Origin of the sequence: Mesorhizobium sp. L-8-10, from assembly GCF_016756635.1 — a bacterium.
GTDB lineage: Bacteria > Pseudomonadota > Alphaproteobacteria > Rhizobiales > Rhizobiaceae.
Map to the genome: position 1 here is coordinate 539592 of NZ_AP023263.1, position 14319 is coordinate 553910.

The following is a 14319-nucleotide window of genomic DNA, read 5'->3' on the forward strand; positions in this document are numbered from 1 at the left end:
GGATGCGCGTCTGTCGATCCCGTCAGCCGACGATAAGCTCCGTCCACTTCTGATTGATCCAGTCCGCCTTGCTCGTATAGAGGTCATAGCGGGGAATGATCGGCGGGATCTCGGAAGAAACGGACGCGAATTCCTCGGCGCTCAGGTCGAGCACGTCGCGTTTCAGGGTCGGAGCGGTGCCGACATTGCGCGACATCAGGGCCTGCACCGCAGGCTGGCTCATATAGTCGATGAAGACATGCGCCTCGTCGATTTTTTTCGACGCCCGCGAAAGGACCCAGTTGCCGGAATCCTGTATGCCGCCTTCCTTGGGGAAGGTCGAGCGGACCGGCTGGCCGTCCTTGGCGGCGAGGCCGGTGACGTCGTGGTAATACTGGCCCATCGGGATCTCGCCCGACTTCAGCGCCTGCTCGAACTGCGCCTCGTCACGATACCAGAGGCGGACGTTCGGCTTGACTTCTGCCAGCTTCTCGAAGGCCTTCAGGAGGCCCTCCTCGGTGTCGAGCGCGTTGGTGCCGCCCATGAAGGTCGTCGCGGTCACTTCGAGCAGGAATGAATTCGAGGCGAGCGCGAGCAGGCCGAGCCTGTCGGCATTGGCCGGATCCCAGAGTGCGGCCCAGGAGTCCGGTGCGGTCGGAAAGACGTCGGTGTTGGTCACGAGCGTGATGTACCATGCCACCGCTCCGATGCCGGCCACGCGGCCGTCGGGGTATTTGTTGACGAACTGGGGCAGCAGGCTGTCGAAATGCTTGAATTTCGACGTGTCGAGCGGCGTCCACAATTCGGTCGCCTGCCCCTTGAGCGTCGAGGTCTGCGACATCATCGACAGGTCGGCCGGCGCCTGCCCGGCCTTGGCGGCCTGCTCCAGTTGGACCAGCCAGGCCTCGCCGGTCGGTTCGGCCACCGATTCCACGGCGATGCCGGTAGCCTTGGTGAATTCCGGGAAGATGTGCTTGTCGAAGGAGTCCTTGAAGTAGCCGCCATAGACGCCCACCTTCAGCGACTTGTCCTGCGCACGCAGCACCGACGGCATGGCGAGCACGCCGGCGGTCGCCAGACCGGCGCCGAGCACCGCCCGGCGGCTGAACTTGCTATCGATGATCCTGTTCATCTATTTCTCCTCTAACTGACGCCGGACGCCCGGCAGTTCCCGTGCTTCGCGTTTTTCTTTTTCTTGGACGTGTCGTCAGCCGCGCTCGCCGTTCACGAAGGGGCTGAAGACCATCAGGCTCAAAATCTCGAAAAGCACCTGGGCGCCGGCATGGGCCGTATTCGTCGTGGCATCATACTGCGGAGCGACCTCGACGACATCCCCTCCGACGAGGTTGACGCCCTTCAGGCCGCGCAGGATCTCCAGGGCCTCGCGGGTGGTGAGCCCGCCGACTTCGGGCGTGCCGGTTCCAGGCGCGAAGGCCGGATCGAGGCTGTCGATGTCGAAGGACAGGTAGGTCGGCCCGTCTCCGACGACGCGCCTGGCCTTCTCGACGACGGCCGCTATGCCGAGGCCGGAAATCTCCTCGGCATGGATCACGGTCATGCCGGACTCGTAGCTGAATTCCCACAGATATTCCGACGAGCCCCTGATACCGATCTGGATGGTGCGGCTGGGGTCGAGGACGCCGTCCAGCACGGCGTTGCGGAACGGTCCACCGTGGTGGAACTTCGTCTGATCGAACGACCCGGCGGTGTCGCAATGGGCGTCGATATGGATCATGCCGACCGGCCGCTGCCTGCCGACGGCCTTGAGGATCGGATGGGTGATCGAGTGGTCTCCGCCGACCGAAAGCGGCACGACGTCGGCCTCGACGATCTGGGCGATGCGCCGCTCGATGTCGTCATGGCTCTGTTCGAGGCGGAAACGGCTGGCGAACGGCACGTCGCCTATGTCGGCGACCCGCAGATCGTGGGTCGGCGCGCAGTCGAGAACGTGATTGTAGGGGCCGATACGCTCGATGGCGCGCAGGGCGCGCGGGCCGAAGCGCGAGCCGTTGCGGTTGGTCACGCCGAGATCCATCGGCACGCCGACGATAGCGACCTGGAGATCGCCGAAATCGGGCTTGTCGGCATCGACGGCCAGATACGGCGCCGACAGGAAGGTGGGGACACCGGAATAGGGCGCCAGGCGGGTTCCGCTCTTGGAGAAGATCTTGTCCGCGACACGACGGAACCTGGGGTCGAAAACCTCTCCGCCATGGGCTTCGCCGAATTTGCGGCGCAGATCGTCGAGCTTGCGGGGATCCCATGTCATGCTTCGAACCCTCCCGATGCCGAGCAGCGATCGCAGATTCATGCCGCAGCGATATTGAAAAGACAATTGATATTGTTATAGGGTTATCTGTGAGGAAATCTCACAAATAGTAACAATGGCGAGACGCCTGCCGCCGCTCAATCCACTGCGCGCCTTCGAGGCCACTGCCCGTCATGGATCGCTGTCCAAGGCGGCGGCCGAGCTGAACGTCACACATGGCGCGGTGAGCCACCAGATCAAGGCGCTGGAGGCCTCGCTCGACGTCCAGCTGTTCGAGCGCCACGGGCAGAGGGTGAAGCTCAGCCCGCACGGCGCCGAACTGCTGCCGGCCGTGTCGAGTGCCTTCGACGGGATCGCGGCCGCCACCGCGCGCCTGCGCCGGCCTGTGAGTTCCGGCGCCTTGACCATCACTTGCGTGCCGGCGCTGCTCTCCTTCTGGCTGATCCCGCGGCTCGGCTCCTTCACGGCCCTCTATCCGGGCATCCAGCTGACGCTCAACGCGTCCAACGATCCCGGCGACATCAGATCCGCCGACGTCGATGTCTGCGTGCTCTATGGCAACGGGAGCTGGACCGATTGCTGGCTGAAGAAATGGTCCGAGCTGGAGCTCTTCCCGGTCGTCAGTCCGACACTGATCAACAACCGGCCGATCCGAACCGTGCGCGACCTCGCCGGCCAGACGATCCTGCATGGCGACGACGGGCGCGAATGGCACACCTGGCTGGCTGCAGCCGACGCGCTCGATCTCGGCCGGTTCCAGGAACATCATTTCGCCGATGCGCGCCTGTCGGTCGAGGCCGCCGTGCACGGCAACGGGGTGGCGCTGGGCGACACCGTGACGGCCAGCACCTTGCTGGCGCGCGGCCAGCTTGTGTCCCCGTTCAACCTCTCCGTGCCTGCCGTAGACGATTTCTATGTGGTGTGCCGCAGCGACCTGCGCTCCGTGCCGGTGGTAAAGGCCTTCATCGACTGGATCTTCGCCGAAAAAGAGGTGGCGGCCGGCACGATCGAAGCACCGCTGGCGGGCCAGATCGCCATCCGCAAGAAGCGCGCGCCCACGCCGCGCAAGCAGACGCCACGCCTGGAATAGGCGGGCTGGTACGGTCGGACTTCCGCCGCGCAAGACGTTGCCCTGGAAACCGATGAAACGCTCCACCATCCGCAATTCACACATCTGTTTCACATGACGTGCGTTCCAAAAGCCGTTCCGATTTTCCGGCCGATGCGCTAACTGGCAGGAAGCTGCAAGAGGAGACAGCCGGTGACGCCCTTTACCTTCAATACGACTCCATCGATCGTCTTCGAACCCGAAGCTTCCGCGCGGCTCGGCGCTCTGGCCGGGAGGCGCCTCGGACCCTCGATCCTGTTCGTCACCGACCCCGGGCTTCGGCGGCTGGGCCTGTGCGAACCCGCACTCGCCTCGCTGGAGGCGGAAGGCGGGAAGCCGGCGGTGTTCGACGCCGTCGAAGCGGATCCCTCGCGGGCAACGCTGATGAAGGCGGTGGAGGCCGGTCGTGCGGCGGGCGCAACCGGCGTCGTCGGCTTCGGCGGCGGCTCGTCGCTCGACGTGGCGAAGCTCGCAGCCCTGCTCCTCGGTTCCGGCGAGGATCTCGACCAGGCCTGGGGCGTCGCCCAGGCCAAGGGCCCCCGGCTGCCGTTGGTGCTGGTGCCGACCACGGCGGGGACAGGCTCGGAGGTGACGCCGGTCTCCATCATCACCGTCGGCGATGACGAGAAGCGCGGCGTCTCCAGCCCGGTCATCCTGCCCGACATCGCCGTGCTCGATGCAGCCCTCACGCTCGGCCTGCCGCCTGCGATCACTGCCGCGACCGGCGTCGACGCCATGGTCCACGCGATCGAGGCCTATGCCTCGCGGAGCCCCAACAACAACCCGTTGTCGAAAATGCTCGCCCACCAGGCCCTGCGGCTGCTTGGCGCCAACATCGAGAAGGCCGTCTTCGAAGGCGGCGACATCGAGGCGCGCGGCGCCATGCTGCTGGGCTCGATGCTCGCCGGCCAGGCCTTCGCCAATTCGCCGGTGGCCGCGGTGCATGCGCTCGCCTATCCGATCGGCGGCACGTTCCACGTCCCCCACGGGCTTTCCAACGCGCTTGTGCTGCCGCATGTGCTGCGCTTCAACGCGCCCGACGCGGCGCATCTCTATGCCGAGATCGCGGCCGACGCCTTCCCGCATCTGTCGCGGGAAGACGGCGACCAGGGGCGCTGCGCCGCCTTCATCGAGGAACTCGCTGGCCTTTCGAAGCGGCTCGGCATGCAGACGCGCCTTGCCGAGGTCGGCATCGGCGCCGACGATCTCGCCGGCATGGCGGCCGACGCGATGAAGCAGACGCGGCTCCTCGTCAACAATCCGCGTCCGGTGACGGAGACAGACGCGCTCGCCATCTACAAGGCCGCGCTTTGATGAGCAGGCCCGAACCGTCGCCCAGAAGCGCCTATCGAACCTTCCGCACGATCACCACGCGCTGGATGGACAACGATATCTACGGCCACATGAACAATGTGGTGCATTATTCGCTGTTCGATACGGCGGTTAATGGCTGGCTCATCGAACGGAACGCGCTCGATATCCATGCCGGCGACCAGATCGGCCTCGTGGTCGAGACCGGCTGCCGCTATTTTTCCGAGCTCGCCTTCCCCGATGTGGTGACCGCCGGACTGCGTGTGGCGAAGCTCGGCAGTTCCTCGGTGCGATACGAGGTCGGGCTGTTCCGCAACGCCGAGGAGCAGGCCGCCGCCGAAGGGTTCTTCATCCATGTCTATGTCGACCGGCAGAGCCGCCGGCCAAAGCCGCTCGCCCCCCGGCTGAGACAGGTACTGGAGGAGATAGCATAGAGCACCGCCTGTCAGCCTGGACGCGCAAAGGACGCTCTATCGCTGTCAATATCCCGGATCCGGCCGCGCCTTTTCCCTCGGAAGTGCCCAAAAGCTGACTTAAAGTGGCGGCAGCTTCGCTGCCGTTTCGCAAGGGGACTGCCATGCGCCACCTATTTTTGGGGGCATTCGCGACCCTCATTCTTTCGATTCCGGCCGGTCCGTCATTGGCTCAGGACACTGCCGCCCCGACCGTATCGGAGTCCCCGGCTGCTCCGGCCGACGCCGGAGGCGGTTTCTTCGTCGTGCAGGGCATTGCCGAAGGCGACCTGCTCAACATCCGGGAGGCCGCCTCGGCCACGGGCAAGCTCGTCGGCCGCCTGCCGAACGGCGCGGCGCTGCACAATCACGGCTGCAGTGAAACCAACGGCGTGAAGTGGTGCAAGGTGGAATCGGCCGAGGATGCCTCGGTGGCCGGTTGGGCTCCCGCCCGCTACCTGGTTGACGTGCCCATGGCAGACGTCGGCGCGGCCGACACCGGCACGGAGGTGGGTCCGACCGAAACACCCGAGCAGCAGGCGGCAGTGACATCTATGCCCGCCGAAGTTCCACCGCTCGCCCCGGATGGCGCGACGACCGAGATCCCCTGCTCACGCTACTACGGCAAGCCGATGAGCATGTGCGCGGCTATCGTGCAACGCGGCAGCGATGGCGAGGCGACCGTGACGGTGACCTGGCCCGACGGCGGCGAGCGCGTCATAAGCTTCCGGAACGGCCGCGCCGACACCTCCGATGCAGAGGAGCCGTTGAGCTGGACCCGCGAGGCCGATCTCAACATGATCCGCATCGGCAAGGCCGAACGTTTCGAGATACCGGACGCGCTTCCCTTCGGAGGGTGAGACCCGACACAACCCTCCCCGCAGCCTGATGAGAAGGTCGCTGGAAACGGTCATTCAATTGCATTACATTCGGTGTCGAGAAAGACATGACGATGGTTTCAAACGCACTGATCCAGACACGCATCGACGCCGATATAAAGGACCGCGCGACGGCTGTGCTCGAGAACATGGGCCTCACGGTCTCCGATGCGGTCCGCATTCTGCTGACACGTACCGCGAACGAAGGCGCCTTGCCGCTCGAACTCGTCACCAACAGCGAGGCCCATGATGCCTGGTTCCGCGCAAAGGTCCTGCAGGCGCTTGAGGATGCGCGGCCGGACGTGGACGACGACGAAGCGGAGACGCAGTTTGTGGCCCGACGGCTGGCCGCTTTGGGCAAGACCGGCAAACAGTGAAGCTTGTCTGGGCACAATTTGCCGTTACGGATCGCGTCAGAATCTTCGGCCACATCGAAGCCGACAATCCGAGGGCAGCGGTTCGAGTAGACGAGCAAATCGCTCGTGCGGTGAGGCGCCTGCTCGATTTTCCCGAAAGCGGACGTCCCGGCCGGGTCGCAGGAACACGCGAGATGGTTGTACCTCGCACGCCCTACATCGCTGCCTATGTCGTGACGTCCGACAGGATTCGCATCTTGCGTGTCCTCCACGGAGCACAGATCTGGCCGGACGAGATTGCCGACGACACCGATTTTCCGTGATGCCCCATCACGCCAAGCCGGACATTTCATCGCGCCAGCATAAATCGCCGTTGCGCCTTGCGCCCGGATTCGGTGCTATAGGCGGGCGGCGGACGGACGGGCCGCGACGGTGAAAGGCATATCATGGCGAAAACCGACATTGCGCGGCGGGTCTACAACCACACCTGGAAGCTCGATCCGATCGTGCGCAGCCTGCTCGACACCGATTTCTACAAGCTGTTGATGCTGCAGATGATCTGGGGCCTCTACCCCAAGGTCGACGCCACCTTTTCGCTGATCAACCGCACCACCTCGGTGCGACTGGCGGACGAGATCGACGAAGGCGAGTTGCGCGCCCAGCTCGACCATGCCCAAACGCTGCGTTTCTCCAAGAAGGAGATGATCTGGCTTGCCGGCAACACCTTCTACGGGCGCAAGCAGATCTTCGAGCCGGAGTTCCTGACCTGGCTCGCAAATTTCCAGCTTCCCGAATACGAGCTGAGGAAACGGGACGGCCAGTACGAGCTCGAATTCAGCGGGCCCTGGATGTACACGACGCTCTGGGAGATCCCGGCGCTCGCCATCATCAACGAACTGCGCTCGCGCTCCGCGATGAAGGCCTTCGGTCCGTTCGCGCTCGATGTGCTTTACGCGCGCGCCAAGGCCAGGATGTGGGCCAAGACCGAGCGGCTCAAGGCACTGCCGGGCATCAAGATCTCGGATTTCGGCACGCGCCGCCGCCACAGCTTCCTGTGGCAGCGATGGTGCGTCGAAGCGCTCAAGGAAGGCATCGGCGACGCCTTCACCGGCACCAGCAACGTGCTGCTCGCCATGGACACCGACCTCGAAGCGCTCGGCACCAATGCGCATGAGCTGCCAATGGTGCTCGCGGCGCTGGCGAGGACCGACGAGGAACTGATCCAGTCGCCCTACAAGGTGCTGCAGGACTGGCAGCGCTATTACGGCGGAAACCTGCTGATCGTGCTGCCTGATGCTTTCGGCACGGCAGCCTTCCTGCGCAACGCACCCGACTGGGTGGCGCAGTGGACCGGCTTCCGCCCGGACAGCGCGCCGCCGATCGAGGGCGGCGAGCGCATCATCGACTGGTGGCGCAAGCGCGGCTACGACCCCAAGCAGAAGCTGCTGATCTTCTCCGACGGGCTCGACGTCGAAACCATCATCGACACCTACCGCCATTTCCGCGGCAAGGTACGCATGGGCTTCGGCTGGGGCACCAACCTGACCAATGATTTCGAGGATTGCGCGCCGGTCGATACTGACGGGCTCAAAGCCATCTCGCTGGTCTGCAAGGTGACCAGCGCCAATGGCCGGCCGGCCGTGAAGCTCTCCGACAACCCGGCCAAGGCCACAGGGGACAAACGCGAGATCAAGCGCTATCTGAAGCTGTTCGGCGAGGAGGATCGGGTCGAGCACGCGGTCTATGTCTGACGACGGACGGCGTCGCCGGAGTACGGTGGGCCGGCTGCTGTTCCCGGCGGCCGCCATGCTGGGCGGCCTCGGCGGCAAAGCCTCGGCGCATGTGTCGGACCGTGGTTTCGTCATGCTCCTGCCGACCGGGCACTATTTCGCCGGCGGCGCGCTCGCCGTCGCGGCGAGTTTCCTGGCGCTGGTGCTGCTGCCGCCGGACGCGGTCGAGCGGCAGGCCGAAAGGCGGCTCACGCTCTTCACCGGCCTGGCGCCGCGGGGACGAACGGCCGTCAGCCTGTTTTCCTTCGCCGTCTTCGTGACGCTCATCCTGGCGGGTTGGTGGGGAAGCCGCGATCCGCTCTCCAATCCCCTGCCGCTCACCGTCTGGACCCTGCTCTGGGTCGGGCTCACCATCGTCCAGGGCGTGCTCGGCAATGCCTGGTCATGGCTCAACCCGTGGTACGGACCATATCGCATCGTCCTGCGGCTTCTTGGCCGCCGCGACGGTGCGCCTTTTCTGCCCCTGCCCGCGGCGATCGGGTACTGGCCGGCCGTCCTGCTGTTCCTCGCCTTCGCCTGGTTCGAGCTGATCGATCCGGCCCCTGACGACCCGGCTCGCCTGGCTGACGTCGCCACCGTCTATTTCACGGCGAACCTGCTCGCGATGCTCGCATTCGGCCATGCGAACTGGAGCCGTCATGGCGAATGCCTTTCCGCCTTCTTCAGCCTGATCGCCCGCTTCTCGGTGACGGAATGGTCCGACAAGGACGGGCGGTCGTGGTTCGCGCTCTGCCTGCCCGGCGCCAAGCTCAATTACGCTGCGCCCCTGACGCTCAGTGGCATCCTGTTCCTGCTCCTCACCTTGGCGTCGGTGTCCTTCGACGGCCTGTCGCGCACCTTCCTGTGGCTCGGTGCCAACGGCATCAATCCGCTCGAATTCCCCGGCCGCACAGCGATGACCGGCATCAATACGGCCGGCCTGCTGCTCAGTTTCGCAACACTGTCCGCCGTCTTCCTGGCGACAGTGGCGCTGGGCGAATGGCTGGCGCGCGGCAAGCACCGGCTGGTCGTGGCGGCCGGCCTGCTCGTCTGGTCGATCGTGCCTATCGCGCTCGCATACCATTTCGCGCACTATCTGACCGTGCTCCTGATCAACGGCCAATATGCGATGGTCGCCCTGTCGGACCCTTTCGCCCGAGGCTGGAACCTGTTCGGCACCGCTCAGATGCAGATATTCACCGGCGTCACCATGGGACCCGAGGCGGCGAGGCTGATCTGGAACCTGCAGGCCGGCGCGATCGTGCTGGGGCATATGCTGGCCGTCCTGGCGGCGCATATGATGGCGTACCGCCTGCACCCGGAAGGGCGGATCGCGACGATAAGCCAACTGCCTCTGACGCTGCTGATGATGGGCTACACGGTGTTCGGACTATGGCTTCTATCGACGCCGACCGGAGCATGACGAGAGCCCCTGTTCGGTTGCAAGGCAGCCCTGACTTCAGTTCCTATTGCCATGCAAAAGTTTGATGGTCTAGCTTGCACGGAACGAAACTCCAGCCCGGACAGGCGGCATGCGGCTGGACCGGGACCATGTTCGATAAGGGGTACAGGGATGAACGATCAGAGCCCATCCAGGAAAAGCCTGCTCACAAGAAAACTGTCGCGACGCACCGCGCTCAAGGGCCTCGGCGCGTCAGCCGGCCTCGCGCTGGCGCCCGGCTTCGTGCGCTATTCCCAGGCGCAGAGCTCGGCACCCATCAAGATCGGTTTCCAGGCTCATCGCACAGGCATCGGCGCCTCTTATGGACGCTGGTACGAAAAGACCACCAACGCCGCCGTCAAGCTGATCAACGAGGCCGGCGGCATCAACGGCCGGCCAGTCGAGATCATCGTCGAGGACGATGGCACCGACCCCAAGCGCGGCGCGGAGGTGGTCGGCAAGTTCGCCACCCAGCACAAGACCGACGTCGCCTACGGCACCCTCTTCTCGCATGTCGTGATCGGTTCCGCGCCGGTCGCCGGCGAATTCAAGCTGCCCTACTATGTCGTCAGCGAGGGCCATCATGTGGCCTCCACCAAGCTGAACCGCTACTGCTTCCAGCCCGGCATCACCGACGTGAAGAGCCAGGTGATCTCGATGGCACCGTGGATCGCCGCCAATGTCGGCAAGAAGGTCACGATGATCTTCCCCGACTTCGCCTTCGGCCACGACCACCGCGACTACCTGCCGCCGGCGCTGAAGGCCCAGGGCGCCGACGTGATCGGCCAGATCGCCATCCCGCCGACGGAAACCTCCTTCACGCGCTATTTTCCGCAGATCCCGGCCGAAACCGAGGTGCTCTATCACGTGATGGTTGGACCCGCGGTGCTGACCTTCGTGAAGGAGCTCGGCGAATTCTACGGATCGAACCGGCCGCAACTCTTCGGCTTCATCGATTCCCTCGAGGCCGTCGACATCAACAGCCCGGGCCTCGAATTCCTCGACGGCAGCCATTTCTGGGAAGGTTCGCCGCGCTATTCCCAGCCCGACGACACCGAAGCGCAAAAAGCCTATCGCGCCGCGGTCGGCATCGACGACAACGGCGCCGCGATCGGCGACCCCAAGGACGTCTCGACCGCGGCTCACATGTTCGGCTGCTGGGAGACGCTCTACGTCATCAAGAAGGCGATGGAGGATGCCGGCTACAGGGGACCGGAGGACCGCGCGAAGCTCGTCGAGGCGACCGAGGCGCTCACCGCCTTCGCCTCGGGACCGGAGCATCCGCAGGGCGACAAGATCTTCAACGGCAAGATCCATCAGTGTTTCGGCCACCAGAACATCTCCAAGGTCGAAGGCGGCAAGCTGGTAGTCGTCCATCGAACGTCGATCCAGGACGGCATGTACGAGCCGGAAGGCGACTACACGACGCAGCCGCTGTGAGCCGGCTGGACCCGGCGGGCCTGTAAGGGACCGAACGACGACGGATGGCCTTTGGTCCCCACCTCCTGCTCGCCGCACTGGAAGGGCTCGTCACCTCGGCGGTGCTGGCGCTGATGGCGCTCGGCCTGTCGCTGGTCTTCGGCGTCATGCGGGTCGTCAACGTCGCCCATGGAGAGTTCTTCATGCTGGGCGCCGTGCTCGCCTGGTGGGCGTCCTCCCTCGCCACGGGCCATCCGGCGTTGGGCTTCCTGCTGGCGCTCGTCATAAGCCCCCTGGTCGTGGGCGCGATCGCGCTTTTTGCCGAACGGCTGGTGCTGAGGCGTCTCGACTACAATCCCGAGGCCACCATCGTGGCCACCATTGGCCTGCTCTACATCATCCAGCAGCTCGCCCTGACCTTCTACGGCCCGGATGCGCGGCCGGTCCAGGCACCGTTCAGCTATCGGGTGCTGTTCCCGTGGTTCGGCTATTCCGGCTACAAGCTGTCGATCATCGCCGTTTCGGCGCTGCTGCTCACGGCAACCTGGTTCGTGCTGACGCGCACCCGCCTGGGGCTCGTGATGCGCGCCACCCAGTATGACCGCGAGACGGCGCAGGCCTTCGGCATCCCGGTGGACAAGGTCTATGCCGGCGTCTTCGCGCTGGGCGCAATGCTCGCGGCGGTCGCCGCCGTGCTGATCGTGCCGATCAGCCAGGCCCACTATCTGATGGGACTGGATCCGCTTCTCCTGTCCTTCATCGTCGTGATCATCGGCGGGCTGGGTTCGCTGCGCGGCACCGTCGTCGCCGCCGTCCTGATCGGTTTGAGCGATGGCATCATCTCGGCCTTCTTCCAGCCGACACTGGCCAAGATGATCGCCACGCTGCTCGTCGCGCTGGTGCTCGTCTTCCGGCCGACCGGCCTGTTCGGAACGGCGGTGCGATGAGCGACAGACGCATCGTCGCGCTGCATGCAGGCGTCATTCTCCTGCTTTTTCTGCTGCAGTTCGTCCTGCCCGACTATCACCATGGCGTGCTCGCCCGCGTCATGGTGCTGGCGGTCTTCGCGATGGGCTACAATCTTCTTTTCGGCTATGCGGGGCTGCTCAGCCTCGGCCACGCGATGTTCTTCTCCGCCGGCCTCTACGGGGCCGGCCTGCCGCTCTATCATTTGGGTTGGGGCACCGCGACGGCCTTCGCCTCGGGCGTCGCCGCGGGGGCGGCGCTGGCGCTGCTGATCGGCTTGCTCGCCTTGAGGACAACCGGCGTCGCCTTCATGATCGTGACCATGATGTTCGCCCAGGTACTTTATCTGACGACCTTCTATTTCGGCTCATGGACCCGCGGCGACGAGGGGCTGGTGCTGCCGCAGCAGCAACGGGTGTTCAGCCTGGGCGCCACGCATTTCGACTTGACCGACCCGACGGTCCGGTATTTCACGGCGCTTCTTTTGTTCTCGGTCGTGCTTGTCGCCCTGCTCGCTGTGGTTCGCGCCCCTGTCGGGCGCGTGCTGGTGGCGATCCGCGAGAACGAGGAGCGGACGCGGATGCTCGGCTACGACACCTTCGCCAACAAGCTGATCGCCGTGGTCTTGTCGGGGACCGTCTGCGCGGCAGCTGGTGCGATCTATGCGCTGCTCTTCGGCTATGTCGGCGCGACCTTCGCCTCGGTGCAATATTCGATCCTGCCGCTGCTGTGGGTATTGCTCGGCGGGGTCGCCACGACCCTCGGCCCGCTCGTCGGCACGCTGTTCATGTATTACGTCGTCGACATCACCAGCGGTTTCACGACCGCATGGCTGCTGGTCGTCGGCGTCGCGCTTATCCTGCTTGTACTGTTCTTCCCGAAGGGCCTGTTGGGCACGATGCGCGAGAAATGGCTGCCATGGCTGCCGTGACGCCCCTGCTCGCGACGCGGGAACTGAGGCGCAGCTTCGGCGGGCTGCGTGCCGTCGACGGCGTCGACTTCAGCCTCGCCGCCGGCGAGATCCGCGCCATCATCGGGCCGAACGGCGCCGGCAAGACCACCTTCGTCAGCCTGATCTGCGGGCGCATCGAGCCGAGTTCGGGCTCGGTCGTCTTCGACGGCGAGGACATCACCACGCTTCCCGCGCATCGGCGGGTGCGGCGCGGCATCGCCTACACGTTCCAAGTCACCAGTATCTTCTCCCATCTGACCGCCTTCGACAATGTGGCGCTTGCCGTCGAACGACGGCTGCTCGACCGGCGGGGCGAGCGCCCCGGGGCAAAGGCGCTGCGCGCCGGCGTGATGGAGGCGCTCGAGCGGACCGGCCTTGCCGGACGCGCCGGGCACGTCGCGGGCAATCTGTCCTACGGCCACCAGCGCCTGCTCGAAGTGGCGATGGGCCTCGCCCTGCGGCCACGGCTGCTGATCCTCGACGAGCCGACGCAGGGGCTCTCCGACGGGGAGATCGACAATTTCATCGGACTGGTGCGCGAAATCGCCCGGGATGCGACGGTGCTGCTGATCGAGCACAACATGCCGGTGGTGATGGCGCTCGCCGGGTGCATCACCGTGCTGAATGCCGGCAGGGTGCTGGCGGAAGGCACGCCGGAGGCGATCCGCGCGGATGTCGCGGTCCAAGAGGCCTATCTCGGGACGGGAGCGCATGGCTGAGGCGCTCGCCATCTCCGGCCTGATCTGCAGCTACGGCGCCGTGCGCGTCTTGCATGGCGTGGATCTCGTCCTGCGCAAAGGCGAAGTGCTTTGCCTGCTCGGCCGCAACGGTGCCGGCAAGACCACCTTGCTCAAGGCGATCATGGGCCTGGTGCCGGCCGACGCGGGTTCGATCCGCCTCGGCGATCGCGAGTTGACGGCATTGCCGGCGCATCAGGTGCCGAAATCAGGCGTCGCCTATGTCCCGCAGGGCCGCCGGCTCTTCGCGGAACTGACCGTCGCCGAGAACATCGAGATCGGCCTGATGGCGCGGGGCACCGGCAAGGCGACGCGCGACGCGGTGCTCGACCTCTTCCCGGTGCTGCGCGAAAGGCTCGGCCAGCGCTCCGGCACGCTGTCGGGCGGCGAGCAGCAGATGCTCGCCATGGCGCGCGCGCTCTCTATCGAACCGCAGGTGCTGCTTCTCGACGAGCCGACCGAAGGATTGATGCCCTCGATGATCGACCGGATCCGCGAGGCGGTGGCGGAACTGCGCAGGCGCGGCGTCTCGACCATTCTCGTCGAGCAGCGCGTCGACGCGGTCCTGCCCGTCGCCGACCGCGTCGCCTTCATCGAGAACGGCCGCAACCGCGAGACCGTCGAGGTCGCAGCCCTGCGCGCCGACCCCGGCATGGTCCGGCGCTATGTCGGCGTGGGCTGA

Annotated in this window: 15 protein-coding genes; 13 read left to right on the top strand and 2 right to left on the bottom strand. The window is 65.4% G+C overall.

The annotated features are described in order from the left end of the window. Nucleotides 1-22 precede the first annotated feature (22 nt). Together JN280_RS02465 and speB are read right to left on the bottom strand one after the other, a co-directional pair. The gene (locus JN280_RS02465; RefSeq protein WP_202309951.1) at nt 23-1111 is read right to left on the bottom strand and encodes an ABC transporter substrate-binding protein; all 1089 of its coding nucleotides are present in this window, start codon (nt 1109-1111) and stop codon (nt 23-25) included. A gap of 75 nt (nt 1112-1186) precedes the next feature. Further along, nucleotides 1187-2248: an agmatinase gene (gene speB / locus JN280_RS02470; RefSeq protein WP_202309952.1), complete on the bottom strand. Its 1062-nt coding sequence runs from the start codon at nt 2246-2248 to the stop codon at nt 1187-1189. A gap of 115 nt (nt 2249-2363) precedes the next feature. Between speB and gcvA the strand changes: the two genes are divergently transcribed. The 13 genes from gcvA to JN280_RS02535 all read left to right on the top strand — a co-directional run bounded on the left by gcvA (nt 2364) and on the right by JN280_RS02535 (nt 14319). After that, complete coding sequence (gene gcvA, locus JN280_RS02475) at nt 2364-3338, top strand: transcriptional regulator GcvA (protein WP_202309953.1); 975 nt, start codon at nt 2364-2366, stop codon at nt 3336-3338. A gap of 171 nt (nt 3339-3509) precedes the next feature. Beyond that, a complete protein-coding gene (locus tag JN280_RS02480; RefSeq protein ID WP_202309954.1) occupies nt 3510-4670 on the top strand; it encodes an iron-containing alcohol dehydrogenase in 1161 nt (386 codons plus the stop codon). Next, on the top strand, nt 4670-5101 hold the full coding sequence (locus JN280_RS02485; RefSeq protein ID WP_202309955.1) for an acyl-CoA thioesterase: 432 nt from the start codon (nt 4670-4672) through the stop codon (nt 5099-5101). Before JN280_RS02480 ends, JN280_RS02485 begins: the two co-directional genes overlap by 1 nt. A 104-nt stretch (nt 5102-5205) precedes the next feature. Continuing rightward, nucleotides 5206-5979 carry an SH3 domain-containing protein gene (locus JN280_RS02490; RefSeq protein ID WP_202309956.1) on the top strand — a complete coding sequence of 258 codons (774 nt, stop codon included), beginning with the start codon at nt 5206-5208 and terminating at the stop codon, nt 5977-5979. Between the two features lie 92 nt (nt 5980-6071). Further along, a complete protein-coding gene (locus tag JN280_RS02495) occupies nt 6072-6374 on the top strand; it encodes a type II toxin-antitoxin system RelB/DinJ family antitoxin (protein ID WP_202314476.1) in 303 nt (100 codons plus the stop codon). Then, entirely contained in the window at nt 6371-6676 is a 306-nt protein-coding gene (locus JN280_RS02500) for a type II toxin-antitoxin system RelE/ParE family toxin (protein WP_202309957.1), read from the top strand. Before JN280_RS02495 ends, JN280_RS02500 begins: the two co-directional genes overlap by 4 nt. 123 nt (nt 6677-6799) lie before the next feature. Beyond that, entirely contained in the window at nt 6800-8104 is a 1305-nt protein-coding gene (pncB, locus tag JN280_RS02505; protein WP_202309958.1) for a nicotinate phosphoribosyltransferase, read from the top strand. Then, the gene (locus tag JN280_RS02510) at nt 8097-9545 is read left to right on the top strand and encodes a hypothetical protein (RefSeq protein ID WP_244742824.1); all 1449 of its coding nucleotides are present in this window, start codon (nt 8097-8099) and stop codon (nt 9543-9545) included. Before pncB ends, JN280_RS02510 begins: the two co-directional genes overlap by 8 nt. A 150-nt stretch (nt 9546-9695) precedes the next feature. Then, nucleotides 9696-11003 (top strand): ABC transporter substrate-binding protein, encoded by a 1308-nt coding sequence (locus JN280_RS02515; protein ID WP_202309959.1) that lies wholly within the window; start codon nt 9696-9698, stop codon nt 11001-11003. A gap of 44 nt (nt 11004-11047) precedes the next feature. Then, nucleotides 11048-11929 (top strand): branched-chain amino acid ABC transporter permease, encoded by an 882-nt coding sequence (locus tag JN280_RS02520; protein ID WP_202309960.1) that lies wholly within the window; start codon nt 11048-11050, stop codon nt 11927-11929. After that, the gene (locus JN280_RS02525; protein WP_202309961.1) at nt 11926-12879 is read left to right on the top strand and encodes a branched-chain amino acid ABC transporter permease; all 954 of its coding nucleotides are present in this window, start codon (nt 11926-11928) and stop codon (nt 12877-12879) included. The genes JN280_RS02520 and JN280_RS02525 overlap by 4 nt, the downstream gene beginning before the upstream one ends. Beyond that, complete coding sequence (locus JN280_RS02530) at nt 12876-13619, top strand: ABC transporter ATP-binding protein (RefSeq protein ID WP_202314478.1); 744 nt, start codon at nt 12876-12878, stop codon at nt 13617-13619. The genes JN280_RS02525 and JN280_RS02530 overlap by 4 nt, the downstream gene beginning before the upstream one ends. Then, nucleotides 13612-14319: an ABC transporter ATP-binding protein gene (locus tag JN280_RS02535; RefSeq protein ID WP_202309962.1), complete on the top strand. Its 708-nt coding sequence runs from the start codon at nt 13612-13614 to the stop codon at nt 14317-14319. Before JN280_RS02530 ends, JN280_RS02535 begins: the two co-directional genes overlap by 8 nt.

Coding starts and splice junctions, on each gene's coding strand:
- JN280_RS02520 (WP_202309960.1), top strand. CDS start 11,048: ATGGCCTTTGGTCCCCACCTCCTGCTCGCCGCACTGGAAGGGCTCGTC.
- JN280_RS02485 (WP_202309955.1), top strand. CDS start 4,670: ATGAGCAGGCCCGAACCGTCGCCCAGAAGCGCCTATCGAACCTTCCGC.
- JN280_RS02465 (WP_202309951.1), bottom strand. CDS start 1,111: ATGAACAGGATCATCGATAGCAAGTTCAGCCGCCGGGCGGTGCTCGGC.
- gcvA (WP_202309953.1), top strand. CDS start 2,364: ATGGCGAGACGCCTGCCGCCGCTCAATCCACTGCGCGCCTTCGAGGCC.
- JN280_RS02495 (WP_202314476.1), top strand. CDS start 6,072: ATGGTTTCAAACGCACTGATCCAGACACGCATCGACGCCGATATAAAG.
- JN280_RS02535 (WP_202309962.1), top strand. CDS start 13,612: ATGGCTGAGGCGCTCGCCATCTCCGGCCTGATCTGCAGCTACGGCGCC.
- JN280_RS02515 (WP_202309959.1), top strand. CDS start 9,696: ATGAACGATCAGAGCCCATCCAGGAAAAGCCTGCTCACAAGAAAACTG.
- pncB (WP_202309958.1), top strand. CDS start 6,800: ATGGCGAAAACCGACATTGCGCGGCGGGTCTACAACCACACCTGGAAG.
- speB (WP_202309952.1), bottom strand. CDS start 2,248: ATGACATGGGATCCCCGCAAGCTCGACGATCTGCGCCGCAAATTCGGC.
- JN280_RS02525 (WP_202309961.1), top strand. CDS start 11,926: ATGAGCGACAGACGCATCGTCGCGCTGCATGCAGGCGTCATTCTCCTG.
- JN280_RS02510 (WP_244742824.1), top strand. CDS start 8,097: ATGTCTGACGACGGACGGCGTCGCCGGAGTACGGTGGGCCGGCTGCTG.